29 protein-coding genes are annotated in these 25,386 nt (G+C 63.2%); 18 read left to right on the top strand and 11 right to left on the bottom strand.

What is annotated here, in order from left to right:
- Window positions 1-36 precede the first annotated feature (36 nt).
- Both NMP98_RS05935 and NMP98_RS05930 read left to right on the top strand, forming a co-directional pair.
- Window positions 37-1,047 carry an alcohol dehydrogenase catalytic domain-containing protein gene (locus tag NMP98_RS05935; protein WP_254860613.1) on the top strand — a complete coding sequence of 337 codons (1,011 nt, stop codon included), beginning with the start codon at window positions 37-39 and terminating at the stop codon, window positions 1,045-1,047.
- A 64-nt stretch (window positions 1,048-1,111) separates the two neighbouring features.
- Entirely contained in the window at window positions 1,112-2,746 is a 1,635-nt protein-coding gene (locus NMP98_RS05930) for a rhomboid family intramembrane serine protease (protein WP_254860612.1), read from the top strand.
- 9 nt (window positions 2,747-2,755) lie between these two features.
- Here NMP98_RS05930 and NMP98_RS05925 read toward each other — a convergent pair whose 3' ends face one another.
- The 4 genes from NMP98_RS05925 to dph2 form a co-directional block, all read right to left on the bottom strand.
- Window positions 2,756-3,397 (bottom strand): METTL5 family protein, encoded by a 642-nt coding sequence (locus tag NMP98_RS05925; RefSeq protein WP_254860611.1) that lies wholly within the window; start codon window positions 3,395-3,397, stop codon window positions 2,756-2,758.
- Between the two features lie 72 nt (window positions 3,398-3,469).
- Window positions 3,470-4,804: a hypothetical protein gene (locus NMP98_RS05920; protein ID WP_254860610.1), complete on the bottom strand. Its 1,335-nt coding sequence runs from the start codon at window positions 4,802-4,804 to the stop codon at window positions 3,470-3,472.
- A 38-nt stretch (window positions 4,805-4,842) separates the two neighbouring features.
- On the bottom strand, window positions 4,843-5,697 hold the full coding sequence (locus tag NMP98_RS05915) for a DUF8173 domain-containing protein (RefSeq protein WP_254860609.1): 855 nt from the start codon (window positions 5,695-5,697) through the stop codon (window positions 4,843-4,845).
- A 78-nt stretch (window positions 5,698-5,775) separates the two neighbouring features.
- Window positions 5,776-6,831, bottom strand: coding sequence for a diphthamide biosynthesis enzyme Dph2 (gene dph2, locus NMP98_RS05910; RefSeq protein ID WP_254860608.1), 1,056 nt, complete (start codon window positions 6,829-6,831; stop codon window positions 5,776-5,778).
- Window positions 6,832-6,952: 121 nt separating this feature from the next.
- On the opposite strand from dph2, the gene NMP98_RS05905 reads away from it, so the two are divergent.
- The 4 genes from NMP98_RS05905 (at window position 6,953) to NMP98_RS05890 (ending at window position 10,541) form a co-directional block, all read left to right on the top strand.
- A complete protein-coding gene (locus NMP98_RS05905) occupies window positions 6,953-7,351 on the top strand; it encodes a YlbF/YmcA family competence regulator (protein WP_254860607.1) in 399 nt (132 codons plus the stop codon).
- Window positions 7,352-7,520: 169 nt separating this feature from the next.
- Window positions 7,521-8,348 (top strand): MBL fold metallo-hydrolase, encoded by an 828-nt coding sequence (locus NMP98_RS05900; RefSeq protein ID WP_254860606.1) that lies wholly within the window; start codon window positions 7,521-7,523, stop codon window positions 8,346-8,348.
- Window positions 8,349-8,414: 66 nt separating this feature from the next.
- On the top strand, window positions 8,415-9,608 hold the full coding sequence (locus tag NMP98_RS05895; protein ID WP_254860605.1) for a hypothetical protein: 1,194 nt from the start codon (window positions 8,415-8,417) through the stop codon (window positions 9,606-9,608).
- 63 nt (window positions 9,609-9,671) lie between these two features.
- The gene (locus tag NMP98_RS05890) at window positions 9,672-10,541 is read left to right on the top strand and encodes a phosphoribosyltransferase HisG-related protein (protein WP_254860604.1); all 870 of its coding nucleotides are present in this window, start codon (window positions 9,672-9,674) and stop codon (window positions 10,539-10,541) included.
- A 5-nt stretch (window positions 10,542-10,546) separates the two neighbouring features.
- Here the strand turns inward: NMP98_RS05890 and NMP98_RS05885 are convergent, their stop codons facing one another.
- Window positions 10,547-11,212, bottom strand: coding sequence for a helix-turn-helix domain-containing protein (locus NMP98_RS05885; RefSeq protein WP_254860603.1), 666 nt, complete (start codon window positions 11,210-11,212; stop codon window positions 10,547-10,549).
- Window positions 11,213-11,347: 135 nt separating this feature from the next.
- Here NMP98_RS05885 and NMP98_RS05880 point away from each other — a divergent pair, with 135 nt between their 5' ends.
- Window positions 11,348-13,657: a DEAD/DEAH box helicase gene (locus tag NMP98_RS05880; RefSeq protein ID WP_254860602.1), complete on the top strand. Its 2,310-nt coding sequence runs from the start codon at window positions 11,348-11,350 to the stop codon at window positions 13,655-13,657.
- A gap of 281 nt (window positions 13,658-13,938) precedes the next feature.
- Here the strand turns inward: NMP98_RS05880 and NMP98_RS05875 are convergent, their stop codons facing one another.
- From NMP98_RS05875 to NMP98_RS05865, 3 genes are all read right to left on the bottom strand, one after another.
- Window positions 13,939-14,979, bottom strand: coding sequence for a tyrosine-type recombinase/integrase (locus NMP98_RS05875; RefSeq protein ID WP_254860601.1), 1,041 nt, complete (start codon window positions 14,977-14,979; stop codon window positions 13,939-13,941).
- Window positions 14,969-15,388 (bottom strand): DUF5805 domain-containing protein, encoded by a 420-nt coding sequence (locus NMP98_RS05870; protein ID WP_254860600.1) that lies wholly within the window; start codon window positions 15,386-15,388, stop codon window positions 14,969-14,971. Before NMP98_RS05870 ends, NMP98_RS05875 begins: the two co-directional genes overlap by 11 nt.
- A gap of 617 nt (window positions 15,389-16,005) precedes the next feature.
- Complete coding sequence (locus NMP98_RS05865; protein WP_254860599.1) at window positions 16,006-16,395, bottom strand: DUF7124 domain-containing protein; 390 nt, start codon at window positions 16,393-16,395, stop codon at window positions 16,006-16,008.
- A gap of 186 nt (window positions 16,396-16,581) precedes the next feature.
- Here NMP98_RS05865 and NMP98_RS05860 point away from each other — a divergent pair, with 186 nt between their 5' ends.
- Entirely contained in the window at window positions 16,582-16,776 is a 195-nt protein-coding gene (locus NMP98_RS05860; RefSeq protein ID WP_254860598.1) for a hypothetical protein, read from the top strand.
- A gap of 67 nt (window positions 16,777-16,843) precedes the next feature.
- Here the strand turns inward: NMP98_RS05860 and NMP98_RS05855 are convergent, their stop codons facing one another.
- Window positions 16,844-18,004, bottom strand: coding sequence for an ABC transporter ATP-binding protein (locus NMP98_RS05855; RefSeq protein WP_254860597.1), 1,161 nt, complete (start codon window positions 18,002-18,004; stop codon window positions 16,844-16,846).
- A gap of 300 nt (window positions 18,005-18,304) precedes the next feature.
- On the opposite strand from NMP98_RS05855, the gene NMP98_RS05850 reads away from it, so the two are divergent.
- The 3 genes from NMP98_RS05850 to NMP98_RS05840 all read left to right on the top strand — a co-directional run bounded on the left by NMP98_RS05850 (window position 18,305) and on the right by NMP98_RS05840 (window position 20,631).
- Entirely contained in the window at window positions 18,305-19,048 is a 744-nt protein-coding gene (locus NMP98_RS05850) for a beta-ketoacyl-ACP reductase (protein ID WP_254860596.1), read from the top strand.
- A 72-nt stretch (window positions 19,049-19,120) separates the two neighbouring features.
- Complete coding sequence (locus NMP98_RS05845) at window positions 19,121-20,275, top strand: thiolase family protein (protein WP_254860595.1); 1,155 nt, start codon at window positions 19,121-19,123, stop codon at window positions 20,273-20,275.
- Window positions 20,272-20,631, top strand: a complete 360-nt coding sequence (locus tag NMP98_RS05840; RefSeq protein ID WP_254860594.1) for an OB-fold domain-containing protein — start codon at window positions 20,272-20,274, stop codon at window positions 20,629-20,631. The genes NMP98_RS05845 and NMP98_RS05840 overlap by 4 nt, the downstream gene beginning before the upstream one ends.
- On the opposite strand, the gene NMP98_RS05835 is transcribed toward NMP98_RS05840, so the two are convergent.
- Window positions 20,610-21,239, bottom strand: coding sequence for a DUF7547 family protein (locus NMP98_RS05835; RefSeq protein WP_254860593.1), 630 nt, complete (start codon window positions 21,237-21,239; stop codon window positions 20,610-20,612). The two genes, NMP98_RS05840 and NMP98_RS05835, sit on opposite strands and share 22 nt — an antisense overlap.
- Before the next feature lie 149 nt (window positions 21,240-21,388).
- Here NMP98_RS05835 and NMP98_RS05830 point away from each other — a divergent pair, with 149 nt between their 5' ends.
- From NMP98_RS05830 to NMP98_RS05820, 3 genes are all read left to right on the top strand, one after another.
- Window positions 21,389-22,024 (top strand): IS6 family transposase, encoded by a 636-nt coding sequence (locus NMP98_RS05830; RefSeq protein WP_254859312.1) that lies wholly within the window; start codon window positions 21,389-21,391, stop codon window positions 22,022-22,024.
- A 65-nt stretch (window positions 22,025-22,089) separates the two neighbouring features.
- The gene (locus tag NMP98_RS05825) at window positions 22,090-22,695 is read left to right on the top strand and encodes a DUF7504 family protein (protein ID WP_254860592.1); all 606 of its coding nucleotides are present in this window, start codon (window positions 22,090-22,092) and stop codon (window positions 22,693-22,695) included.
- A 49-nt stretch (window positions 22,696-22,744) separates the two neighbouring features.
- Window positions 22,745-22,885, top strand: coding sequence for a hypothetical protein (locus NMP98_RS05820; RefSeq protein WP_254860591.1), 141 nt, complete (start codon window positions 22,745-22,747; stop codon window positions 22,883-22,885).
- 13 nt (window positions 22,886-22,898) lie between these two features.
- Here the strand turns inward: NMP98_RS05820 and dpsA are convergent, their stop codons facing one another.
- Entirely contained in the window at window positions 22,899-23,444 is a 546-nt protein-coding gene (gene dpsA / locus NMP98_RS05815) for a DNA starvation/stationary phase protection protein DpsA (RefSeq protein WP_254860590.1), read from the bottom strand.
- A 354-nt stretch (window positions 23,445-23,798) separates the two neighbouring features.
- On the opposite strand from dpsA, the gene rpl7ae reads away from it, so the two are divergent.
- The 4 genes from rpl7ae to ndk are packed head-to-tail and all read left to right on the top strand — an operon-like array spanning window position 23,799 to window position 25,236.
- Window positions 23,799-24,161, top strand: a complete 363-nt coding sequence (rpl7ae, locus tag NMP98_RS05810) for a 50S ribosomal protein L7Ae (RefSeq protein ID WP_156710292.1) — start codon at window positions 23,799-23,801, stop codon at window positions 24,159-24,161.
- A 10-nt stretch (window positions 24,162-24,171) separates the two neighbouring features.
- On the top strand, window positions 24,172-24,396 hold the full coding sequence (locus NMP98_RS05805) for a 30S ribosomal protein S28e (RefSeq protein ID WP_156710291.1): 225 nt from the start codon (window positions 24,172-24,174) through the stop codon (window positions 24,394-24,396).
- 3 nt (window positions 24,397-24,399) lie between these two features.
- Entirely contained in the window at window positions 24,400-24,774 is a 375-nt protein-coding gene (locus NMP98_RS05800; protein ID WP_254860589.1) for a 50S ribosomal protein L24e, read from the top strand.
- A complete protein-coding gene (gene ndk, locus NMP98_RS05795; protein WP_156710289.1) occupies window positions 24,775-25,236 on the top strand; it encodes a nucleoside-diphosphate kinase in 462 nt (153 codons plus the stop codon).
- The last annotated feature ends 150 nt before the right edge of the window (window positions 25,237-25,386 follow it).

The following is a 25,386-nucleotide window of genomic DNA, read 5'->3' as shown; positions in this document are numbered from 1 at the left end:
CCGAACACCTAACCTCTCGGCAGAACAGTCCCGTCCATGCAAGCCGCCGTGTTCACCGCTTTCGGCGACGGAGACGAAGTCGAACTACAGGAGCGCCCGGACCCGACGCCGGCCGCCGACGAAGCCGTCGTCGACGTTCGTGCCTGCTCTATCAACCGCCACGACCTCTGGATTCTACAGGGTGATTCCGCGATGGTTCCGGAGGGTGCGCTGCCGTTCGTCTCCGGCCTCGACGCCGCGGGCGTCGTCAGCGAAGTCGGCGACGACGTACATGGATTGGAGACGGGCGACCGCGTACTTCTGTGTCCGAACCAGACCTGTGGGTCCTGTGAGTTCTGTCGGGAGGGCCCCGAGACGCTGTGTGAGCAGTTCATGCTGTTTCACGGCGCCCTCGCCGAACAGGCCGCCGTCGACGCCAGTCGCCTGATTCCCCTCCCCGAATCAGTCGGATTCCGCGAGGCGGCGGCGCTTCCGACCGCCTATCTCACGGCGTGGCACATGCTACAGGAGGCCGACGTGGGACCGACGGACCTCGTGTTCGTCCCCGGTGCGACCGGTGGCGTCGGCGTCGCTGCCGTCCAACTCACCGGTGTCCTCGGCGGAACGGCAATCGGCACGTCCACTTCCGAGCGGAAACTCGAACGCTTGCGTGACCTCGGCTGTGAGCACACGATTCACTCGGCGGACCCCGAGGAACTCACCCGGGAGGTCCGTTCGCTCGGCCCCGTCGACGCCGTGGTCAATCACCTCTCGGGGGAGTACACGCAGGTCGGCCTCGAAGCCCTCCGCCGCGGCGGGACGATGGTCATCTGCGGTCGGACTGCCGGCTCCTCGCAGTTCAAGCCCGCGCCCTTCTTCCTCAACCACCACCGCATCGTCGGCTCGACGATGGGCACCCAACCGGAGTTGGAGACGCTCGTCGAACTGCTCGCCGACGGCGCCTTCGAACCGCCGGTCGGCGATACTTACACGCTCTCCGAAACCGGTGACGCATTCGACGATATGCTCGAACGGGACGCCTTCGGAAAACTGGTCGTCGAACCGTAGTCCCGTCCCGTCCCGTCCCGTCGAACCGCCGAGTTATTTGACGCCCCCGCTTCTCGTTGGGGGTATGGCAGCACCGGCCGTCGCCTGGTACGTCGTGCTCGCGGTCGGCATCCTCGTCTCGCTTTCGACGCTCGTCGCACTCGCCCGTCCCGGCGGACGCTGGGGGCGACTCGCCCGGAAGCGACTCGTGTTGGGCGTCCCGTGGGGAACGCTCCTCGTCGTCGCGGTCGTCGCGGCGTTCTATCTGTTCGTCCAAGACGGCCTCGCGAACCCCTACAATCCGGTTACCATCCCGTTTCGCGCGTGGGGGTACTTCTATCCGACCGGGGTGCTCACGGCGGGGTTTGCCCACTCGGGGCTGGGTCACGTCACCGGTAATCTGCTCGGAACGCTCGTCTTCGGGACGCTCGCGGAGTACGCCTGGAGTCACTTCCCCCGAGAGCGCGGCCGCTCTTCGTTTTCGTCGTTCCGGACGAACCCCTTCGCCCGCATCCTCGCGTGGGCCGGTGGCGTGTTCGCGGTGACCGTCCTCACGTCGCTGTTCGCCCTCGGCCCTGTCATCGGCTTCTCCGGCGTCGTCTTCGCCTTCGTCGGGTTCGCGCTGATTCGGTACCCGCTGTCGACGCTCGTGGCGGTGCTGGTCAGCGGCGTCGTCACCCTCGTTTACAATTCGCTTCGGTCGCCGACGCTCCAACAGACAGCGGCCGAATCGTTCTCCCGACCGTGGTGGGCCAACGTCGCCATCCAGGGCCACGCGCTGGGGCTGTTCGTCGGTGTCACGCTGGCTATCGCGCTGTGCTATCGCCGGAACGTCCGACCGAACCCGACGCATCTGTGGCTCGCCGCGCTCGTCTTCGCCGTCGACCGAGGGTTGTGGGCCGTCTACATCATCGAAGGCTCCGAGACGTTCCGGCTGTTCCGTGCGCTCGGGACGGCACTCGTCTTCCTTTTGGCCGCGCTAATCGCAAGCGGTGCGGCGGCCTCGACGCGTGACCTGATAGCCAGCATCGACCTCTCGCGCCGCGAGGCGGCGTACGGTCTCGTCCTCGCGTCGCTTTTCGCCCTCGCGCTCGTCGCCGTCCCGCTCAATCTCTTCGCCGTCGACGACGCCAGCGCCGGTATCGACGACGCCGAACCGACCGAGGTCGGCGACTACACCGTCTTCTACGCCGAAGACGTCGAAAACCAGTTCATCCCGGCCGTTCCGCTCCCCGGCGGTAACTCGACGGACCGGGTCAACGCCAGCGGCGTCATCGTCGTCTCCGAGGATCGAAACATCTGGTGGGAGGAGGTCTCGAAGAGCCGACTCGCTTCTCGCGGGACGGCGACGGTTCGACTCGGCGGCCTCACGTGGAACGAAGACGTTCGTGCCAACCGGACGACGTGGCGACTCGCAGGTGGCAACCAGACGTACAACGTCCGTCTCGGACCCGCCGCGGCTGACGAGCGGTCGGTCGTCTACCGGGCCGAACGAGCCACGGCCGATGCCCGCATCGGCGGCCGGAACGTCTCTATTCAGCCAGTGGAGTCGCGGTTCGATGTCGTCGTCTCACGGAACAACGACACGCTCGGACGGGCGGCCGTCCCCACAAACGGAACGGAGACGACCGTCGGTGGCCTCACCGTCGAACGCGACGAGCGTGACCTCTTCGTCGAACGCGGCGAGACGCGGGTCCGTATCGCCCAGCGCTCGAGGTAACCTACCCCGCTACGTCCACTCGATACGGAACACTTCCGTATCGATACTTCGGGTCGACTCCTCGTGGTGGTCGAACTGTCGCGGGAGGTCGAACTCCGCGGCGAAGGCGTGGGTCACCTCGCCGGCGTTGTCGTCGGCGAAGGATTCGACGAACGACTCGCTGCCGGCGTTGTGGACGGAGTAGGAGACGGCGGCGATATCGACAGCGGTTTCCAGAAAGGCGCGGTCGGCGCCCTCGTTGCCGGTTTGGGCGCCGAACGGCGGATTCATCAGCACGGTCACCCCCTCGTCGGGACACAGCGGCGCTTCGGTGGCGTCGGCGCGAAGCCACGACACGTCGGCCGTCGCGCCGACGCGGCGCTCGTTTTCCAGCGCCGTCGACAGCGGTGCCGGGTCGATGTCGACGCCGACGACGCGCTTCGGTCCCCGAAGCGCCGCCCCGAGCGCCAACATCCCCGTCCCACAGCCGAGGTCGACGACGGTTTCGCCCTCGATGTCGCCCTGTAAGTCAGCGACGTGGACGATGTGAGCCGCCAAATCCGGCGGCGTGTGGTACTGCTCCAGCGGCGCCCGCGGGTCCTCGAAGCCGGCGACGACCGCCAGTTCCTGTGCTAACCGCCGTCGCGTCGCCCCGGGAGTCCCGTCGGTCATCGACGTTCAATACTTGCCAGATATTCTTATAGATTGGTGTATGTTTGGAGGTAATCGCCGGGCCGCTCACTCTCACCCACCGAGTGCTTCGCTGACCGTCTCGCTTCGAGCCGCCGCCCGATTGGCACACTCCTTCGCGGAGACGTAGAGCAGGTGGACGAACGCGACCTCCTCGGTGTTTCCGATGCCCCGCTCCGCGCGGCTGTCGGCGCTTCGGAGCAGTCCGTGGGAACGCTCGGCGAACCGCCGCTGGAGTGCCGTCCCATCGGCTACCGCCTCGAGCGCTTCGACCGCTCGACGTTTTTCCGTGACGACCGACTCGGTGGGGAAGTCGTCCGGGCCGAGACGGGTGAGTGTCCGGTCGACCGCGGCGTCGACGCCCTCGAACAGCAACAGCCACTCCGTGACCTCTAGCAATCCCACCATCCGGCGTCCGTCCTGTCGAAACTCCTCGAACCCCTCGGTCCACCGCCGACTCCGGGCGCCGACCGACCGGCGGACGCCCCGAATTCGCCCTTCGGCTGTCTCGCCTAGGTCCTCTCGCTGTCCGGAGGGTTCGGCACCGTACTCCTCGGCAATCTGGCGGACTTCTGCCTCCAGTTGCGTCAAGGCATCGTCGATTCCGTCGCGAACCGGGGGCGCACTCTCGTCGGTTGCCGTCGCGTGGAACCGTTCGACATCATCGCGCTGCCGACGGAGGTGTTCGAGGTGCAGCCGAAGTTCACCGATTCGACTCGGCGGAACCGTTTCGTCGTCCGCCTCCTCCGTCTCGGCCCGGGCCGGGAACGGCCCTTGAGTCAGGTTTTCTAGCTTCGATTCGGCGGTGTACAGCGTCGGCAGGTACCGTTCGACGGGGGTGGCGACGCGGTAGTCGAACTGACTGGGGAGTGCGTCGATGGCATCACGCTCGGCTTCTATCTCTTTTCGAAGTGACTCACCGTCGGCCGCTCCGGTCTCCGCCTGCAAAACCCCGAGCAGACGGCTGAGTTCCCGGAGTGTATTCGAGGCGATGCTGAGCGCTTGCTCGGTCCGTCCCAACTCACGAACGTCTTCGAGTCGCTGTTCGGTGTCGTCGAGTATCGATTTCGGCGTCCCGTATCGAATCCCATCATAATTCTCCGGCTCGATATCGCTGTCTGCGAGCACCGATTTGACCGTCGAACGCACCGATTCGATGTGGTCGATGGCCGCTTGGAGGTGGGATTCGCTGACGATGACGGCCTTCGGGACCGACGGAACGTCGATGTTGGCGGCTTCCTGCAGTAGTTCCTCGTCGGTCCGGGGAACGTCGACCGGCGTGACGGTCCCCCGTCTGGAGGGACTCGACTGTTCGTTACAGCCGGCCAAGACCGCGAGCGCCCCGGCCGCTCCGGTCAGGAAACGGCGGCGAGTGGAGGGAGCAGGCATCGTTCGAGGTTTTCTATCCGGCGGTAAACCTCTTCGGGTCAGCGGTCGGTGTCGTCCTCTTCGTCGACGCTCCAACTCGGTTCGTCGCTCGTGTCGGTGTCATCGCGGGTGTCCCACTGGCTTTCGTCGGCGGTTTCGTCGCTTTCCCACGCCGAGTCGTCCGTCTCGTCGCTGCTCCACCCGGAATCGTCGGCGGCGTCGCTGCCCCATTCATCGTTACTGCTTCCCCACGCCTCGTCGACTTCCTGCTGTCTCTCACTGTCGCGGTGGCTTCCGGACGTGTCGATGCCGCCACGACTGCCCGGCGGTGAGGTGGACGAGGTCGACGACCCGCCAGTACCGCCGTCTTCCTTGTAATCGAAGTACGCGGCGCCAACGCCCATACTGGAGAGGACGAACCCGAGGAGCCCACCGAGAATCGGGACTCCGCCGGCGACGGCCGCGACGACCAGCGCGACGAGGAGGACGACGGCCCACTCGTCGCTCACCGACCGGCCGACCGCGAGGTAGCCCAACTGACCGACGATGGCGAGGGCGATGGCCATCGGAATCACGGCGAGAATGCCGATGATGGTGATGGCGAGCAGGAACATCACGACAACGGCCGCAATCGAGATGCCGAGGCCGTAGAGAAACGTTTCGAGGGGTTCGTTTTCGATTCGGTCGGTCGTCCGTTCGGTGTACTCCGGGGCCAACAGTATCAGTCCGCCGCCGAGAATCAGGGTGCCAATGACGGCGCCGACGACGTTCGTGAGGAACGAAAACGCCAGTTCGGCTCCGGAATCGACTCCCGGTTGAGTCTGTGCGGCGACCGGCACGGCGACAGCGAGCGCTGTGAGTGCGACGATACTCCCGACTATCGACAACCGTCGTCGGGCTGGAGGGCCTGACATAGTGGGGTGTTACTGCCGACCGACGTTACTCTTACTGTTCGAACCCCCGAGAATAACGTCGGGCGAGGTGTTCGGGGACTACCACGTACCGTGGAACGTATCGAACTCCAGGCTGTCGAGGGGTTCCTCACCGATGGCGATTTTGTACTCGCCGGGCGTCAACATCGGCTGTTTGAACTGCGGGCCGTCGTCGGTCGTGATGCGCGGACACCCGGTGTTGACGTAGGCGTCGAAGCCGAAGTTCGTCAGGCGGTCCGGCGTCACCTCGTCCATCGTGATGAGGTAGGCGTTGTCGTTTTCCGCAACGATTTCTTCGGCGGTCTCCCAGCGCCCCTGCCCGATTTTCGTACAGAAGATGACGCCCCACTCCTCGGCGTCCATCGCCTTGTGGACCGAGGCGTAGCGCTGTTTCATGAACTGCTCGGTGTCGGCGATGGTGACGACGTTGTTGACCGGGTCGGCGATGACGACTTTCTTCTCGGGGTGTTCCATCGCCAGCCCGAGGGGGTGGAACTTCCCGCCGCCGACGTACAGGATTTGGTCGGCGTCGACGTCCGCGGAGGCGTAGTTACAGCCCAACACTTGCCCTTCGTGGGTGAGTCGCTCGTCACCGCGACGGGTCTCGACGGTGTAGCCGCGCTCCTCCAGCCACGTCCGCATCTCGTCGAACTTGTTCATGTGCTGGGCGGTCGTCACCAGTCCGACGTTCTCGTCGTCATCGGGGTCGGCCAACTCCTCGAGGGACTCCTCCATGATGGGCAACACGTCGACGTTCGAGAACAGCGGCACGTAGAGGATTTTCTCCGACTCCTTCATCGGTGAGTGCCCGAAGTGGACGAACACGTCCGTCCGGCGCATCATGTAGGTGTCGAGGTCGCAGGCGCCGTAACAGGGCTTTCCGGAGGTCATTACGTTGACCTCGTCGGGAAGCAAGTCTCGCAGGTCGTCGACGACGCGGGGTGCGCGTCGCTTGAGTCCCTCCGGGAACTGCAGGCCGACCGTCGTGGCGTCGCGTTCCTCGACCGCCTCGACGATGCGGTCCAACTCGTAATCCCACGTCCGGTCGTGCTTCAGCGACATCCCCGTATTCCGGAGGTCTCCCTCCGTGTACTCGGATTCCGATTCCTGACTCATTACTCGCAGTTGGATGTCGCCGCGTAAAACGTGCGTGCTTCCAAACGCCCCTGTCGCGGGCCGTAGACGGCTCCGTTCCCCATCCGGCACGCCTATACGTCGCCGGACCGAAACGCCGACAATGAGCGTCGAGACCACCCCCGAGGGCGACGTGACCGACGACGATGTGACCGAACTCGCCGAGTCGCTCGGCGAGGCCATCACCGAACTCCCGGCGTATCAGGAGTTCGTCGAGGCGAAGGCTGCCGTCGAGAACGACGAGGAACTTCAGGATGAAATCCGGGAGTTCGAGCGCATCCGTGAGGAGTTCATGATGGCGCGTCAGACCGGCGACGCGACCAACGACGACCTCCGGGAACTCCAGAGCGCCCAGCAGGAACTCCACGAGAAGCCGAAGATGGCGAAGTACCTGCAGGCCCAATCCGAAATCGAACTGACGCTGCAGGAGCTCAACGTCACCATCTCCGAACCGCTGGAAGTCGACTTCGGCGAGAAGGCCGGCGGCTGCTGTCAGGACTGATTGCGACGGCGATTCTGCGGTTTTCTCACCCGTCGAGCCACGCCTCCCGAGTTAGAACTCCCGGTTGTAGTCCCGTCCCTACAGGCGACGGTTTCCTATCACGGAGTTCGGTTTATGTGTCGGTCGAGGACCGACCGACTTTTTGTCCACTCCCCGTGCAGTCACGAGTATGACCGTCCACTCCGACTGGGGCGATTGGCTGCCCACCGCCGTCGCCGATGCCGAACCCGACGGCGTCCAACTGTGGTATCTGGGCTGTAACGGCTTCGTGCTGAAGGCCGACGACGGAACGACCGTCTTCATTGACCCGTATCTGGGATTGGGCGACCCACCGCGGACGGTTCGGATGATACCAGTTCCCTTCGACCCGACCGATGTCGTCGAGGCCGACGCCGTGTTGGCAACCCACGAACACACCGACCACGTCCACGGCCCCTCGCAGGCGCCGATACTCGAAAACACCGACGCGACGTTCTACGGCCCGTCGGCCTCCGTCGAGACGGCCCGCGAGTGGACGACCGACTACGACCTCACCGACGACGATTTCACCGAAATCGAGGAGGGCGACACCGTCGAAGTCGGCTCGCTGGAAATCGCAGTCGAACCGGCTCACGACCCCGACGCCGACCACCCTGTGTCGTACGTCATCCGCCACAAGGCGGGGACGTTCTTCCACGGTGGCGACGCCCGACCGAGCGAGGCCTTCGAATCGGTCGGCGAGCGCTACGACATCGACCTCGGGGTGCTCGCCTTCGGCTCCGCCGGCATGATTCCCGACAAACAGACCCGCGAGCCGAAGTATACGAAGTGGTACTCAGACGAGAACATGGCCGCCGAGGCGGCGGCGCAACTCCAACTCGACCGCCTGCTGCCGACCCACTGGGACATGTGGAAGGGGCTGACCGCCGACCCCGAGGCACTCCGGCACCACGTTCGCTCGTTCGCGTTCCCGCGGACGCTCGAGGTGCTGGAGATCGGTGACGAAACCACGCTTTGAGGCTGTGGCCGGCGATAAATTCGACTTCACGAATAAGTTTATTGATGGCAAGGTACAGTACGAGATATGAGCAACGCCGAACCAGAAGAACGCGTCACGGCGTCGAGCGACGGCGTCACGGTCGAGAAATCCTTCGAGCCGGACGATTTCCCAGTGCCGGCTATCGCTTTCGTCGTTCGTTCGGAGCGAGAGGAGACCGTCGCCGTTCGGATGGTCGACTCCGTTCCCGAACACGTCACGCCGGAGGACATCGGCTTCCACCCCAAATACGGGGCCGAGTTCTGGGGCGTCGACGGCGATGCAATCGTCTTCGAGCGGGAGTTCGAACTGGGCGAGGAGTACACTACCGTGTACGGCCTCCGTGGCGGTGACTCCGACGACGTAGAGAAGTACATGACCGACCCGGTGTTGGAGACGGTCCACCCGCCGTTGGAGGAGGGTGAGGACTCAGAAGACGTCGTCCGTGACGTTATCGAGGGCGAAGAGGAGCCCGAAGACGACACAGAATCCGCAGACGACGCGGAGTCGAGTCCCGAGACCGACACCGAAGCCCACGACGACATCGAAAGCGCCATCCGCGAAGCGGACACCGACGGGGCATCCGCCGATACCGAGGCCGAGGAGTCTTCGGAACCGACGCAGCCGGAATCCGAATCGGCCCACGACGACGGTACCGCCGCGGCCGTCGCCGGGGGAAGCCTCGCCGCCGCACTCGCCGCCGAGATTCGGGACGGCGAGGTCGACGACGATGACCTCGAGGAACTTCGTGACGCACTCGGCGTCGAGATCGATGCCGGTGGGGCCACGGATTCGGGTGGTGCCGTCGACGCCAGAATCGAGCGCCTCCAGTCGGAGGTTGCAGACCTGCAGGCGTACACCGACGCGTTGGAATCGTTCCTCGACGAGAACGGCGACGCACAGACGCTCATCGAGGAGTTCCGGACGGAACTCGATGAGGCCGTCGAGCGGGTTGACGGCGTCGACGACCGCGTCGATTCGACGCTCCAAAAGGTCGAAACGCGGGTCGAGGAGGCCACCGACGAAATCGAGGAGACAATCGAGGAGCGAGTCGCCGACCACATCGAGGAACTCCGTTCGGACATCGAAGCGCTCGAACAGCAGGTCGAAGACGGCGTCGACGACGAGCGCCTCGACGCCATCGAGAGCGACATCTCCGACATCGAGGACGAACTCTCCGACGTCTCGGAGATGCGCGAGCGACTGACCGCGGCGTTCGGCGCACCCAGCGACGACGAGTAGCCGCCGCGACCGGCCGATTTCGCTTTCGGTTCCGTTTTATCGGTCGAGTTCTTCACGCCGACAATGACGACTATCCGTGTTGCCGTCCCGCGAAAGGGGCGCCCGCTGGAGGCCGTCCTCGAACGGGTCGCCGGCTTCGCGGGCATCGAAGACGCCGCCGACGAAATCGCCTCGACACTCCGCTACGAGAAGGCGGTCACGAAGGGAACCCAGACCGCCGAGGCCGGCGTGTACGACCGTCTCAAATCCTACAGCGACACCGACCGCTACGCACCCGAGTACACGCTGTTCCGCGATAGCCGCCCCGGGATGCCACGACGGGTCGTCTTCGACAGCCTGATGGTCGATTTGGGCGACGACGACCTCCAGTTGGTCGGCCGCGAGGAGCCGTTTCGCGCCCTCCGGAAACACGAGTTCGCACTCGGATTCGACAGTGCGGACCTCGTCTTAGAGGAGGTCGTCCAACTCACCCCCGAACCCCTCTCGACGCTTTCGGAACTCAACGACCGCATCGACCCTCACGACACCGACGTTCGCGTCGTCGGTGGCCTCGGCGATACGGTGTATCACACGCTGTTGTCGACGCCGGACATCGCAGAGACCGCGACGCGTGAATTCGTCGAGTCCTACGAGGGACCGCTGTGTATCTCCCCGCGATACGAGCGGTTGGTCGAGGCCGTGTTGGGCACGCGTGCGATGGAGGGTATCGAGTTCCGGTATCCGGGCGACCGCGAGGAGGAGGCCGCCATCTCCTCGGTCGGCCTCGGCGTCTATCTTACCGTCACGGGGTCGACCGCCCGCGACCACGGTCTCCGCCTCGGAGAGGAACTGTTCCCCAGCGAGACGGTCCTGTTGCGGAATCCGGCTGAGACGGTCGCTGAAAGCGAGACCGTCGCAAAACAGCTCGTCGGCGGTGCCGAGACGGTCGTTTAGGGCCGTTATCGGGTCGGCCCCCAGTGTCTCGGGGCGATTTCCCGGAGGACATACCCCTCGATTTTCCGCAGGTGTTCGCCGACGGTCGTGGCCGTACAGTCGAGTTCGCCCGCGATGTCGCTGTAGGTCGCTCGACGAGGGTTGTCGTAGTAGCCCATCTCCAGGGCCGTCAGCAGGGTTTCCCGCTGTCGGTCGGTGAGGTCGGTGAACAGCCGTTCGGTCCCGGGGCGGTACTCGCCGGTCTTTTCGACGGTCACCTGTGCGCCCTCGGGGGCGGCACCGAACGCCGACTGGAGGGACTCGGCGGTGCCGATGAGTCGGACCTGTAGTTCGTCGTCATCGCTGAACTCGATGGGCGTGTCGACGACGACGCTGTGTTCGTTTGCGACGGTGAGTAGGTCGTAGGCCACGTCGCTCGGGTCGTGGTGGGTGTAGACGAGGGTGTCGTCCCCGAGGTGTGCGGTTTCGGCGGGGTGGTCGTGTTCGGCGTGTAGGGCGTCGACACGCTCTTTGGAGCCGTATATCTCGTAGAGGACGACCATCGTGTCGTCCGACAGGAGGTTGATGTGGTGTATCGGCCCGTGGCACAACTCGGGGTCCGCGGCGACCAGTTCGTCGAACTCGTGGAACCACCTGTCGCCGGGCCGAATCTTCAGTTCGACGTACTCCATATGGGTTGTTTCAGTACAGTAATCTCTTCGTAAAGTGCCTGCCTCCGGATATTCCCCATGTTTTATGTTGAACGTCACTCGATCCCTTTCGCCGCTGTCGGAACGGTTAGGAGCGGCGCCGACGGAACCGACCCTGTGGAGGAAACCGTCGCGTGGCTTCGGGAGCGTCCGTACTACGAGGGACAGATACGCGCCCACGAGACTCTCGACCCCTCCGAGGCAATCTTCACGGATATCGACCTTCCTGCTCGTCTCCGAAAGGCGCTGGAAGCCAGCGGTATCGACCACCTCTACGGCCATCAGGCGAGGGCAATCGAGGCGGCCCGAGACGGCGACGACGTCGTCCTCGCGACGGAGACGGCGAGCGGCAAGAGCCTCGCCTACACCGTTCCGGCCTTCGAGCGGGCGATGGACGACCGCGCGACGACGCTGTATCTCGCCCCGCAGGTCGCACTCATCAACGACCAGACCGAGTCGCTGTCGGCGCTGGCCGACGAACTCGGGTTCGCCAGCGGCGTCACCGTCGAACAGTACACGGGCCGGCAGTCACGAAGCGAAAAGGCCGCGATTCGGGAGCGCCAGCCGACCGTACTTTGCTGTACGCCGGATATGCTGCACTACGGACTCCTCCCACACGCCCGTCGGCTGTGGAGGTGGTTCTTCGAGCGCCTCGAAACCGTCGTCGTCGATGAAGTCCACGAGTATCGCGGCGTCTTCGGCAGTCACGTCTCCTTGGTGTTCCGACGGCTCGCTCGCCTGTGTTCGGAGTTTGGTTCTGACCCGGAGTTCGTCTGCTGTTCGGCGACCATCGGCAACCCAATCGAGCACGCGGCGACGGTGACCGGCCGGGACCCCGACGGCATCCGACTGGTCGACAGCGACGACAGCGAGTCGGGGCCGTCCCACTGGCTGTTGTGGAACCCGCCGGAGTACGGCGACGGCGATGGCTGGGGGAGCGGGCGGCGCAAGTCGAGTCACACCGAGGCCGAACGGCTGTTCTGTGACCTCGTCTCGAAGGGACATCAGACGCTTGTGTTCACCGGCTCCAGACAGACCGCCGAACGCTACGCCACCGAAAGCGCGAGCATGCTTCGCGACCGCGGGGCGTACGACCTCGCCGACGGCGTCGCAGCGTATCAGGCGGCGCTGTCGGACGACCGGCGCCGCGAGATAGAGAGTGGACTCGACTCCGGGGAGATACGCGGCGTCTGGAGTACGAACGCCCTCGAGTTGGGCGTCGATATCGGCGGTCTCGACGCCGTCATTCTCGACGGCTATCCGGGGACGCGGATGGCGGCGTTCCAGCAGGGTGGCCGTGCCGGCCGGGGAACCGACCCCTCTCTCGTCGCCTTGGTGGCCGGCGAGGACCAACTCGACCAGTACCTGATGTCGAACCCCGAGTCGTTCTTCGAGGGCGACCCGGAGAAGGCGGTCACCAACCCCGAAAACGACCGAATCATGCCCGCCCACGTCCGGTCTGCGGCCGACGAGTCGTGGCTCCGACTCGACGACGACCGGTACTTCGGGCCGCGGTTTCCCGAGGTGGTCGCCGACCTCACCGACGAGGGGGTGCTTTCGCGCCGCGAGACGAGTGAGGGCGTCCGGTGGCTGAACGACGGCTCCAGCCCCCAATACGACACCAGTCTCCGGGCCATCGACGACCGGCAGGTGCAACTGCGTGGCTCCGATGGCGAGACGTTAGCCGAGTTGGCCTTCGACGACGCACTCCGGGACGCACACCCCGGAGCCATCTACCACCATCAGGGTCGCAGTTACGAAGTAACCGACCTGGATTTGCGGGCGAACGTGGCGCAGCTCCAGCCGACGTGGGCCGATTACTTCACGCGCGTGCTCCACGAGAAGGCCATTACCGTCGAGCGAGACATCGACGAACGGACGCTTACCGCACGCGATGACGTGACCGTCCGGTTCGCCGAGGTGGAGATGCGCAAGCAGATAACCGGCTTTCAGCGCTTCGACGCTTCGAGTGGCGAACCGATGGGGAGTGAGGAGCTCGACCTCCCGGAGACGAGCCTCCGGACGCAGGCGTTGTACTTCGCGGTACCGCCGGACCTCGAGACGGCACTCGTCGAGGGTGGCGACCTCCCGGGTGGCATCCACGCCGCCGAACACGCGATGATATCGATGTTTCCGACGACGGTGCTGTGTGACCGTCGAGACGTGGGCGGGTTGTCGACGCCGCTGCATCCACGGACCGACGCGCCGACGATATTCGTCTACGACGGCTACCCCGGCGGGGTCGCCCTGGCGAAAACTGGCTACGAGGACATTGGCGAACTGTTGGAAACGACTCGGAAGATGATTGCGGGCTGTCCCTGTGAGGATGGCTGTCCGGGCTGTGTTCAGTCGCCACACTGTGGCAATGCCAACGACCCGCTCGACAAAGCTCTCGCGAAGCGACTGCTTGAGGGATTGCTCGAATAGGGGGTCGGTGTCGAGACCGAGGACGGTCGTCGCCGCATCACGAAGGGCTCGATCCTGAGGGAGTCAACTTGTCGCCCCCCGACAGCCGCAGAAGACGATGATTCTGGGACGGTCCAGCGACTGATTCCGCTGGTTAACTACTGCGCTGGCGGAATTTGGGTGCGTTGTGCGTGTAAAATCCAACTCGATTTGATATAGCATTATATGATTTATGAGCTGGGTGTCGGACACGGTTCTGTCGTCGACGCTGGTCAAAATTCGGGGTCTACGAGGAAAAACGACTACAGGAGGTCGTAGACGTTGGCTTCGTACACCTCCCGGACGCGGTCGCCCCAGTTGTGGGTGTAAGTGTCGATGATATCCGTGGCCACGTCGCCGCGGAGGTACTTTACGACGCCTCTGTCGCCGGTTCTATCGCGAAGATGCGTGGTGAAGAAGTGCCGAAAGTAGTGTGGCGTGACGTTCTCCGAGGCGTCGCCACCCTCCCGATACCAGCCGCGTTTACCGGCCTGTTCGGCCACGATAGTCCGGACCATCGACGGTGTCGCCCGCTTTCCCCACTCGCTCGTCGAACAGAAAAGCGGCTCCGCCGACGACTGTGTGTCCGGACGAATCGCCAGCCACGCCTTCAGGAGGCGCTTTAGCCCCCCGTCAATTGGGATGACGGTGTCTCGCTTCCGTTTGTTCGATGCCGTCCGTTCCTCGCCGTTGTAGACTTCCCCTTTCGCGGGGTCGCTGGCGATGTATAGGGAGTCCGGACGGCCGTCTAACGCGCCGCGATGTTCGATTTGGTAGGCCGTCTGAACCTCCGAATCGTCGAGGTGTACGTCGCGTAAATCGAGATTGCAGCACTCCCCAACTCGGATTCCGGTCTTCAGAAGCGTGCCGACGAGAGCGCGCTCGTAGGGATGGCAGATGTCCGCGAAGAACGACCGCATCTGGGGGATGGATATTTCCCGGCGGGCGGGGTCTGTGTCGATTGATTCGTCCATCTCCTCGGTGACAAGCGCCATCGGGTTCGAATCGAAGGCGCCGACCTGCGTCATGTAGGCGTAAAACCGGTGGACGTAGGAGGCGTACGACGCCACGGTGCTGTCGGCGTGTTCGCCCCGAAGCGAGTGGACCCACGCCATACACTCCCGCTGTGTCGCGGTCGGAAGCGTCGTCCCCCGTTCGTCGGCGACGAACGACTCGAAATCCCGCAAGACGCGCTTGTAGGCCGCCTTCGTCCGGTCGGTCCGGCCGTGGAAGGTCATGTCCTGGAGAAAGTACGCGACGGGGTCCTCCGGTGTCGTCGTTCCACTGCGGTCGTCAACGCCCATCGTCCACCACCGTGTATCCGCCGTGGCGACCACTGTATCGAATTCGGTCCTCCGACTGAAGCTCGTCGAGCGTCTCTTCGAGTCGCTCTTCTATGTCGTCGGTGACGCCGGCGAGCAACAACTCCCAGTCAGCGAACTCTTCGGCGCGAAGCACCTCGAGAACACGGTCTTTCAAGCCCTCTCCCCTAGGGGTAGCGTCCGGAGAACGGGCTTCGACGGAGTTGCTCGAATCACTACTTAAAGAACTCGCTTCCGTATTTAAATCGAAGCTCCGTCGGCCGGCCTGAATCATCGTTCGAACGTACTCGGCCTGACTCATGTCGAGTTCGTCGGCTTCCTCACGCCAACGCTCCCGTTGGGTCGACGACACGTAGGTCTGCACCGAGACGCGTTCGCCCTCGCTGCTCATAGTGGAGTCACGAACCCCTCCCACATCAAAGTACGTCAGACACGCCGATAAGGGTCTTTATCAACGAATGTGAGCTCCAGCCTGGTGGTGTTGTGGGCGCTTATCGGCCAATCTGATTTAGATATTACCGGTCCGATTTAGAAAAGACGATAACCGATTCTAAATTTGTGGTGTTCTGGGAGACAGGATATGTGGTGGTTTCTCGGCGTGACTCGTTTCGAGTGCTACACCTCGGAGTGTGGTCGGGCGCGCGTTACTCGAACCTTTGACGGGCATCGGAAACTGAGTCGGTGGTGTTGTCGGGTGTGTTTCTAATTCGTGGCCTCCTCCGGCTCTTTGGTATCTTTGGGCCACACGAGCTGCTGTATGGCGTGTTCGTGTCGTTGTGGTTCTGCCTGGTGGTGGGTCGTATGGATCTTCTGAGTAGCTCTGTCGGTTGAGGCCCTTGGGCTCGTAATGGGTGTTCGAGTCCCGTTTTCGTATCTTCAGTGGTTGGATAGTGGGTTATTGCCATCTCTAACTGTGTTGTGGCAAACTCATAAATCGTATGGTGCTATACACAACGCCCTCTCATCGATGCACTCATTCGATGTCGGATTTCGGGCACACTGTTGGCGTTACGGCCAGTCGTCGCGTTCGTGTGTGCTCGACTGCGGTGGCGTCGACGGTGTTTCGTCGGCGAGTTCCCAGCCAGCACGGTCGGCGGCGTCGGTCGTCGACTGGAGTTCCCACCCGTCCGGTGCGTCGGTTCCCGACTCGGCTACGAAGACGAACCTGTCGGTGTCGAAGTGCGCCAGCAGATGTTCGAGCGTCTTGTCAGCCGACTCGACGGCGGGCTCGAAGTCGTTTCGGATGTGGTTATCGCGAGTGAACTTCGTCAGGACGTGCGGCGGCCGGTCGGTAACGACGCCGACGTGTTCGCTCCATTGGCGCGCTTCGCGGACGGCTCCCTCGGGGTCAGCGAGGCAACGGAGCGCCGAAAGCTCGAAGGCGAGGGTCAAACTCATGGATGACTTTCGCCCTTCGAGGGAATTGAGTGTTCGGCTCCGCCCGCGGCAAAGCACAACTATCATGAACATTTATTATGTATACTCTCGAACGGTGGGATACGCGATGCACCCCAAACCCGTACCCACGTAATCCTGCTTCTTCGAGAGTTGCATCGCCACTCGACCGTCTACACACCACAAACCATGCAGTCACCTGACACCGACGACGCACCACTCGTTCCGTACACACCCGACCGCTCGACCGACGAAACAGTCCGAACTGACGGGTCCGGGTGCGAGCTATCACCACCGTTCGACCGTCCACCGAAGACCGACCACGCAACGCCGTACACTCGTGACGACGAAGAAATCGAACCGTTTGTCGCCGACCTCCGGTAGTGTCGGTGGGGCTCGGTCTCGGAGAAACTATTATCGACAGGTTCGTCCGACTTCGAAAACTGGTAGGTTACTCTTCGACGGTTCCGCCGTCGGCCATCTTCCGCTCTCCACGGGGGAACCACGCGAGTTCGTGGTCGGCGTCGAGGCTGACGAAGACGGGGTCGTCCAGCGACACCTCGTCGGCGTGGTTGTGCATACAGCCGACGACGTCACCGGAGTCGAGTTCCACCCGGTACAGCACTGTCGGGCCGAGATATCGGCGGTGGACCACTTCGCCGTTGGCCGTTCCGGGTTCCGCACCGCGTGAGCGAACGTCGTCCGGCCGGACCATGAGGTCGATATCGGAGCCGACGTACTCCTCGGTGAGGCCGTTGACCTGCTCGAAGGGGATACAGCCGACGCCGGTGTCGACACAGTCCTCGCGCACGCGCCCGGAGACGAACGACGCGTGGCCGAGAAAGCCAGCTACGAATCGCGAGCGGGGCTGTTGGAACACCTTTTCGGGGGTTCCGACCTGTTCGAGCCCGCCTTCGCTCATCACGGCGACGCGGTCGGAGATGGACATCGCCTCCTCTTGGTCGTGTGTGACGGAGATTGCCGTGACGCCGGCCTCCTTGAGGATTTCCCGGACCTCTTCGCGCATCTCGACGCGGAGGTCGACGTCGAGATTCGAGAACGGCTCGTCCAGAAGGAGGAGACTCGGCTCGGGTGCCAGCGACCGAGCCAGGGCAACGCGCTGCTGTTGGCCGCCGGAGAGCTCTTCGGGCGTTTTTTCGCCGTGTTCGGTTAGTCCGACGAGTTCCAGCAGTTCGTCGATGCGCTGCTCGCGTTCCGTCTCGGAGCGGTCCTGTATTCCGAAGGCGATGTTTTCGCGGGCGTTCAGGTGCGGAAACAGCGCGAACTCCTGGAAGACCACGCCGACGTCTCGGTCCTCCGGAGCGACGAACCGCTCTCCGGAGACGGTAGCCCCATCGAGTCGGACGGCCCCGCCGTCGGGGCGTTCGAGACCGGCGATAAGCCGGAGCGTCGTCGTCTTTCCACAGCCGGATGGCCCCAAGAGGGTGAGCAGTTCTCCCTCCCGAACCGTAAGCGAGAGGTCGTGAATCACCTGGGTTCCGCTGTAGGACTTCCGAACTCCATCGAGTTCGAGCACCGTGGGGCGTTCCCTCGATAGGTCGGTGGTGACGTCTGCCGCGCCGCCCGTGAACTCCGCCGTTCCGCTAGACATCGGAGACACCTCCCCTCGTCATCGGCGCGTATGGACTCATTACATCGTATTGTTTAGGCAAGCCAAAAATACTTTCCGCTCTGACCGTACTAAGTGTTGGGTGAAAACCACTTTGTATCGCACGAGGCGATACGGATAAACCACATGTTCCGATACGGAACCTCTTGGCAGCCTTGGGTACCTTTGGGTGGTGTATAATGTCTCGTAGGGTAACCGTTATACGAATCCGTGGTAGTGTTGTATTGAAGAAGCCGTGTAATAGAGGCTGTAACGATAAACTACTGGGGACAATTCGAAGCCATGACACTCGAAAACCGAACCTGCGTCGTCACGGGCGCATCGCGGGGTATCGGGCGGGCAATTGCCGAGGAGTTCGGTGACTACGGCGCGAACGTTGTCGTCAACTACCGCTCTTCCGAGGGGGAGGCACACGAGGTTGCCGAGGCTATCGAGGACTCGGGGGGCGCTGCGCTGCCGGTACAAGCCGATGTGGCCGACGAAGCCGAAATCGAGGCGATGGCCGAGACAACACGGGAGGCGTTCGGACCGGCGGATATCCTCGTGAACAACGCCGGCGTCACCGTCGACAAGAAGTTCGAGAACATGAGTCGGGAGGATTGGAAACGGGTCGTGGAGGTGAACCTCGGTGGGGTGTTCAACGCGACGAACGCTTACTTCGATGACATCAAGTCGGCGGAGGACGGCCGCCTCATCAACATTTCGTCGGTGGTTGGCCAGCAGGGCAACTACGGGCAGGCGAACTACGCGACGACGAAGTCAGGATTGTTCGGCTTCACCCGGACGCTCGCGCTCGAGTTGGCGTCCACTGGGTCGACGGCGAACTGCGTCGCCCCCGGGTTCGTGAAGACGGACATGTTAGAGACGGTTCCCGAACGGGTCCAGGAGAAAATCCTCCAGCGGGTCCCCCTCGACCGGTTTGCGACGCCGGAGGACGTGGCGGGCATCGTCCGCTTCGTCGCCAGCGAGGACGCCGGCTACATGACCGGCCAAATCCTCGCCGTCAACGGCGGCATGGAGTGGTAGGTCGCCAACCGACGTTCGCGTCGGCGTTTTCGCTCCCGAACGCTTAGGGCAGTTCCGCCGTGAGTCGGAACCATGCCCGACGTTGCTGTCATCGGCGCCTCGATGACGAAGTTCGGACAGCGCGAGACGTGGGTGCGTGAACTGCTCGCCGAGGCGGGCGAAGCCTGCCTCGACGACGCGGGTGTCGCACCCGACGCGGTCGAACACCTCTATGTCTCGAACATGGCCAGCGGCGAGTTCGAGGGACAGACCGGCGTCCCGAACGCCCTCGCTCACGACCTCGCGGCCGTCCCGGCGTACACGGCGCGCATCGACCAGACCTCGTCATCCGGTGGCGCCGGCATCTACGCCGCCTGGCAGTCCATCGCCAGCGGAGCCAGCGACATGACACTGCTCGTCGGCGGCGAGAAGATGACCCACCGCACGACCGGCGAAGCGACCGACGTTATCGCCTCGCTCACCCACCCAGTCGAGTACAAACACGGCGTCACGCTGCCATCTTTCGCCGGGCTCACGGCCCGACTGTACCTCTCGCAGTTCGACGCGCCCAGAGAGAGCCTCGCGAAGGTGGCGGTGAAGAACCACGCCAACGGCGCCCGGAATCCACACGCGCAGTTCCAGAAGGAAATCGACGTCGAGACGGCCATGGAGTCCCCGATAGTCGCCGACCCGCTGCGACTGTACGATTTCTGTCCAATCACGGACGGGTCGGCGGCGCTTCTGTTCTGTCCCGTAGAGAAGGCCAGCGAGTACACCGACGAGTACGCCGTCGTCTCCGGCATCGGCGGCGCGACCGACACCCACGTCGTCCACGAGCGCGCCGACCCGACGACGATGGGCGCCGTCGTCGAATCCGGTCGAGAAGCCTACGAGATGGCCGGAGTCGGCCCCGACGACATCGACGTGGCGGAACTCCACGACATGTTCACCATCCTCGAGTTCCTCCAGATGGAGGGTCTCGATTTCGCGCCCAAAGGAGAGGCGTGGAAAGAGATGGACCGCGGGACGACCGAACTGGACGGGGAATTACCCATCAACACCTCCGGTGGTCTGAAATCGAAGGGCCACCCGCTCGGCGCCTCCGGCGTCGCACAGGGGTACGAGATATACAAACAGGTCACCGATTCGGCCGGCGACCGGCAGGTCGACGCCGACGTGGGGCTGGCCTGCAACGTCGGTGGCTTCGGAAACTGTGTCACCACCGCGATTATGGAGGGCCGACGATGACGATGGAAGCCTACCGCTACGAGGATGGCTCGATAACGTATCCGGGACACCCCATCGGCCCGGACGGCAGCGAACCGGTCGACACCGTCGACCTCTCGGAGTACACCGCCGAAGTCGTGACGTGGACGACATCAAACGCGACGCCGCCGGGCGTCCGCGAACCGAACCACCTCGCAATCGTGGAGTTCGATATCGAAGGCACGCCCGTGCGTGCGCTCGGACAACTCACGACCGGCGATGTCGACATCGGCGACGAAGTCGAACCCGTCTACTGCGAGGAGCTACGCGACCCCGAGACCGGCATCCGCGAACCGGACAGCCAAGCATGGGACGGCTACCGGTTCGACCCCGTCTGACCGTCGCCCCCGTCAGTCGACTCGTCGCTTTCCTCGCCATCGACTTCTCGTTTTATCGATTCCAGTTCCGCGTCCACGTCGATGCCGATGGCGTCGTCTTCTGACGCGTCCCGAACGGTGATGCCGACGCTGTCGTCGACGCGTTTACGGTCCGATTCGGGTCGGTCGGTCGCCGCCGCCAGTCGGTCGTCGACCTCTTCGCGGAGCGAACGGGCTTCCCCGAGTAATCGCCGAACCTCGGGGTCGTCGGGCTGGCCACCCGCAGCGGCGTTTTGAACCTCCGCGAGTGCGTCGTCGAGTTTTCGAAGCGTCGACCGACTCACCTCGGCGAGGCGGTCGGTGCGTTCGTTCGAGTCGTCGAAGGCTCGTCCTTCGGCCAGCCTGATGGCGCCGCCGAGCAACTCGAGAACGCGAATGCTCGTCTCCAGCAGCGAAATCAGCGCCGGAATAGTGTACTGTTCGGTGAACCGGAACAGTTCCCCGGGCGTCGGCGGTCGGGGGAGGCCCCCCGGGCCGCGCGGCGGCGACTGTAGTTCCTCCCGAAGCGCCTCGAGCGTGTCAGTGAGGTCCTCCGTGGCGGCTGTGAGCTCCCGTTCACGGTCGTTCATACGCGTGTGTCGGTGGCCGACGACCAAAACCTCGGGGGTGGCTGTCGATTCAGGACGCATATGGGGTACGCTCCCGAGGGCTATGTCGGCCGAACCGGCGGTGTTCAGATAAGGATGAAGAGTGAGGCGGTGTGTTTTCTGAGTGGTTCATGCCCGAAAACACACGCCTCAGCGGATGTTTGGACGAGATTGAGTTAGGTTTTGTGGAGCGCGAAGCGACACCGCGACTGCTAATGAAGCTCGGTATTCACCTCCATTTGGCTGGATTATCACTTTCGAATACCGTTTCTATTCTTGAGATATTCGGTGTCAATCGGGCGCGATCTACCGTCCACAACTGGGTTCATAAAGCCGATCTACAGCCCGAGTCTGATCAGAACCCGAATCACGTTGCAGTCGATGAAACCGTGATTCGACTCAATAACGAGCAGTACTGGCTGTATGCCGCAGTCGATCCGACGACGAACGAAGTACTCCAGACAGCGCTTGAACCGACCACAAACAGCGTTCTTGCTCAAGCATTCTTTGCTGAACTCCGCAAAAAACACAACGTCGAGGACGCTGTCTTTCTCATCGACGGCTCGCACTCGTTGAAAGACGCCTGCCGTCGTCACGGCCTCGATTTCAGATACGAAAAACACGGAAATCGGAACAGCGTCGAACGTGTCTTTCGTGAGATAAAACGACGAACTACCAGCTTCTCAAACTGTTTCAGCAACGCCGAAGCAGACACCGCCGACGATTGGCTTCGATCCTTCGCCTTCGCATGGAATCAGCTTATCTGAACACTACCGCCGAACCCGTCCGAACGTTTATGCCTCTCGCGGACTTTTTATCAAAGGATTAGTCAATGAAATTCGAATCGCCCCCGCCGTTCGACGCCGCCGTCGCAGAGACGCTCTCGGCGGTGAAACAGCGAGGCGGTTCGGTGCTCGTCGTGGGGCCCTCCGAAGTGTCCCACACCGACATCTGTCGACGCTTCCTTGACGGCGACGCCGAGGAAATCGCCGTCCGGACCGAGCGCTCCGCCTCGGGTGACAACACCGTCGATAGAGTCATCGAGCGGACGATTCCGACGCGGAGTGCGTCGGCGAGTCGGACTGCGAGGGGGCAGTCGTCGACGAGCGTCGACATCGAGTCGGTCAGCGAGGACCTCCGGGTCGAGATGCGCGATGCCGCCGGAGAAGCGTCGTCGTTGCGGGTGTGTTTCGACTCGCTTCGGCCGTTCGTCGACTCGGGGGCGGACCGACGACTCGCCGACGCACTCGAAGCGATTCGCTCGACTGCCCGCGAGACGGATGCTGTGGTCCACTTCCACCTCCCGGCGATGCCGAAAGCGGTGCCGTCGACACTGTTCGATGCCGTCGATTTGGTCGTCGAGGTACGTCGTCAGGGCGACGCCACGTACCAGCGCTGGCAGTTGAGTTCGGAGGAACCGAAGACGGAGTGGGTCTAGATTTAGGCCGACCAAAACATTTTACCCACCTGGGCAACGAGAGTCGGTAATGGCAGTTACCTCCGACGACGAGGACTCGCCGGTCGGACTCAAGGCACACTGTACCTCACCCGACCGGACGGTTTTCATCGAACCGGAAAACCACGATGGCTGGATAGCGACCGACTACACCGTCGACATAGAACGATAGTTCGGCGGCCGAGTTACTTCGTCGCCGACGCGACGACCAGCGTATCGTCTTCGAGGTAATGTTCGAGGTGGTGGGCGTGCTCCTCTACGTCCTCTAAGATATCGCGGAGCAGTTCCTCGGTCGTGTAATCACCGAGGTCGTTGGCCAATTCGATGTGGTCGCGGAGGGACTCGATGATGATGCCGAAGGCCTCGATGTCGTTTTCCAGTGAAGTCCGGACGTCGTAGACGTCCTCACCTTCGGGCTCGATGGGTGCGTGCTCTTCGAAGGTCCCACCGCTGGCCAGCGGAACGCCACCGATGGCCTGTGCGCGTTCGGCCAGTTCGTCGGCGCCCGCTTCGAGGTCTTCGGCGACTTCGCCGAGGTACTCGTGTACGTCGAGGAACTCCGCGCCCTCGACGTTCCAGTGGTGTTTCTTGGTTTGGTGATACAGCACGTACGTCGCCGCGAGGTCGGTGTTCAGCGCGTCGACGAGTTGTTCGGCCTTCTCCGGTTCGATGCGGAGTGCGGTCTCTTCGACGCTTCCTGCCTGACGACGAACTGTCTCTTGGGTGCTCATGGGTACCTACAAATTGGGACGCATCTCTCTTAAACCCTTTCTATTGAAGAAAGGATATTTTACGATTTCAAAAATATTGTTCTCCCGACTTCTGTGTCGAAGGTGGAGAGAGCGATTGACAGCCGCTCCGGAACGGGCGGTCTGCGTCCTGTTCGCACGCCCGAGTGAGTTCATAAGCGCTTTTATGCGGTGATGCAGTACGGGAGTGTACAGCCTACGCGGGGTTGTGATGCTCCTAGCCGGACAAGGACAAGCGCGCCCGTCGCGGGTGCGAGAACCGCGTCCCGACTCGGGATGACTCGGTTCGACGGCGGGGGAGCGCGAGCCTGCGCGTGGGAGGAGCCAATACAAACAATGTCAGTGTACGTAGATTTCGACGTGCCGGCAGACCTCGAAGAGGACGCCCTTGAGGCCCTCGAGGTCGCCCGGGACACAGGTTCGGTAAAGAAAGGAACGAACGAGACCACCAAGGCAGTCGAGCGCGGGAACGCCCAACTCGTCTTCGTCGCCGAGGACGTCAGCCCCGAGGAGGTCGTCATGCACCTCCCCGAACTCTCCGCCGAAAAGGAGATTCCCTACGTTTTCGTCGGCACGCAGGACGATGTCGGCCACGCGGCGGGTCTGGAAGTCGGCAGTGCCGCCGCCGCCATCGTCGATGCCGGCGACGCCGAAGGTGACGTCGAAGACATCGCCGAGAAAGTCGAGGAACTCCGGTAGGTGACCGAAGATGAGTGCTGAAAACGAAGGGGACGGCGCAACCCCTGCCGAAGTAATCGAAGTCGTCGGCAAAACCGGCATGCACGGTGAAGCCATGCAGGTCAAGTGCCGGATTCAGGAGGGCGAAAACCAGGGCCGAATCATCGCTCGGAACGTCCTCGGACCGGTGCGTGTCGGCGACATCCTACAGCTTCGCGAGACGGCTCGTGAAGCCGACTCCATCGGAGGCCAGTAACCAATGCCACAGACCCGAGAATGTGACTACTGCGGTGCGGACATTGAACCCGGTTCGGGAACGATGTTCGTCCGCGTCGACGGTTCGGTCACGCACTACTGTTCCGGAAAGTGCGAAAAGAACGCCGACCTCGGCCGCGAACCGCGAGACCTCGAGTGGACCGAGACGGCACGCGCGGAGGGACAAGCGGCGGAGGCCGAACCCGAAGCCGAACCGGACGCGGAACCCGAGGAGGACACCGAGGCAACGACCCCCGACCTCGAAGCCGCCGAGAGCGAATCGGCAGCCGACGAGGAGTCGGCGGAAACTGACGAGGCCGACGAGGCTGAGGACGCCTCTAGCGACGAAGAAGCCGACGAAGAGGAGGCTGAAGCGTAGATGAGCGACCACGAGCGCACGTTCGTCATGGTCAAGCCCGACGGCGTCCACCGCGGACTCATCGGCGAAATCGTCTCCCGCTTCGAGGACCGCGGACTCAAGATGGTCGCGGGCAAGTTCATGCAGTTGAGCGACGACCACGCCCGCGAACACTACGCGGACCTCTCCGAGGAGCCGTTCTTCGAGGGTCTCGTCGAGTTCATCACCTCCGGCCCCGTCTTCGCGATGGTGTGGGAGGGACAGGACGCGGTCGCCCAGGTTCGGAACATGATGGGCGAGACTGACCCCGCCGAATCGCCGCCGGGCAGCATCCGTGGCGACTACGGCATCGATTTGGGTCGGAACGTCATCCACGGTTCGGACACCGAACCCGGCTCCGCCGAGCGCGAAATCGAGCTGTTCTTCGACGACGAGGAACTCATTGATTACGAGCGCAACGACGAAGCCTGGCTGTACGAGTAACGGCGTCATCGCGACGGTCCGCGTTTTCGTTTCTTCAGACTGATTCGGTCCACCAGCACCGACTGTGCCATCGATGACTATCGACCCGTGGCGGTAGAAAATCAAGAGCGGCGACCGGCGGAAAACTTAACCTCGTCTCCGTCTACGTGC

The organism is Natronomonas gomsonensis (genome assembly GCF_024300825.1).
Lineage (GTDB): Archaea > Halobacteriota > Halobacteria > Halobacteriales > Haloarculaceae > Natronomonas > Natronomonas gomsonensis.
The sequence above is the reverse complement of the archived record's forward strand: the minus strand, read 5'-3'. Positions and strand labels throughout refer to the sequence as shown.